Genomic DNA, 1252 nt, shown 5'->3' on the forward strand with positions numbered 1-1252 from the left:
TTATTGGAAGGTTTGGCGGTTGGTCAGACGGATGGAACCATAAATGGTGTGGTCGCCGGCAAATTCATCTATGCCCAGCCACTGCGCCGGCGTGATGATGCCGCCGGGTAAACGGCAGCGCAACATCATGTTTTTTAAGGGTTCGAGTTTTTGATCGGTACGCTCGGCGCGGATGTCACGGTTGTCCTGCTCGTACATGCCGTGGAAACGGATGAGCTGGAAATTGTCAGCGGTAAAGCCACCGGTAAAGTCGTCGGTCAAATCGTCTTTGATGGTACCGTGCAGATAGTCGCTGCGGTCTTTCAGGGCTTCATTGCCGGAAAGCGGGGTGTCGGGCAGCTTGGCGCGCGGATCGGCGGTAGTCGTCATAGGGTGCTCCTTATTCTCAGTTTGGAGCTACTTTAATCAGGTCGTCTGAAAATGGGAAAGAATGGTTTGTTCGATTTAAAGATGATTTCGTTATATGAATCTGATGTTTTCAGACGACCCCCGGTAATCTAAATTTTGCCAATCGCACTGTTTGTTTGGAAGCCAACACATTCATTTCAAAGTCAAGTTAAGCTATAATACCCGCCGACACATACCATCTCTCCCCCTTATCCCATGCAACTTACCGCCGTCGGACTCAACCACCAAACTGCGCCTTTGAGTATACGCGAGAAGCTGGCATTCACCGCAGCAAGCCTGCCCGAAGCCGTCCGCAACCTTGCTCGAAGCAAAGCAGCGAAGGAGGCAGTAATTCTATCGACCTGCAACCGCACTGAGCTTTACTGCGTTGGCGAAACCGAGCAAATCATCGAATGGCTGGCGCAATATCACAACCTGCCCGCCGAAGAAACCCGCCCCTATCTTTATACCTTGGACAACAACGAAACCATCCGCCACGCTTTCCGCGTCGCCTGCGGATTGGATTCCATGGTATTGGGCGAGCCGCAGATTTTGGGACAGATTAAAGATGCCGTGCGTGTCGCACAAGAGCAAGAAAGCATCAATACCAACCTCAACGCATTGTTTCAAAAAACGTTTGCCGTTGCCAAAGAAGTGCGTACCGACACCGCTGTCGGCGAGAATTCCGTTTCGATGGCTTCCGCATCCGTCAAGCTTGCCGAGCAGATTTTTCCCGATATCGGCGACCTGAACGTTCTATTTATCGGCGCGGGCGAAATGATTGAATTGGTTGCCACCTATTTCGCCGCCAAAAATCCCAAACTCATTACCGTTGCCAACCGTACCCTGCCGCGCGCCCAAGAGT

Annotated in this window: 1 protein-coding gene and 1 pseudogene; one reads left to right on the forward strand and one right to left on the reverse strand. The window is 51.8% G+C overall.

What is annotated here, in order from left to right; all coding sequences use genetic code 11:
* A pseudogene (locus tag ACTHUR_RS11395) lies at window positions 1-369 on the reverse strand (sulfite reductase subunit beta); the annotation flags it as partial.
* A 234-nt stretch (window positions 370-603) separates the two neighbouring features.
* On the opposite strand from ACTHUR_RS11395, the gene hemA reads away from it, so the two are divergent.
* A partial coding sequence (gene hemA / locus ACTHUR_RS11400) for a glutamyl-tRNA reductase (protein ID WP_440398644.1) occupies window positions 604-1252 on the forward strand: 649 nt, incomplete at its 3' end.

Source organism: Neisseria sp. P0021.S007 (assembly GCF_051956855.1).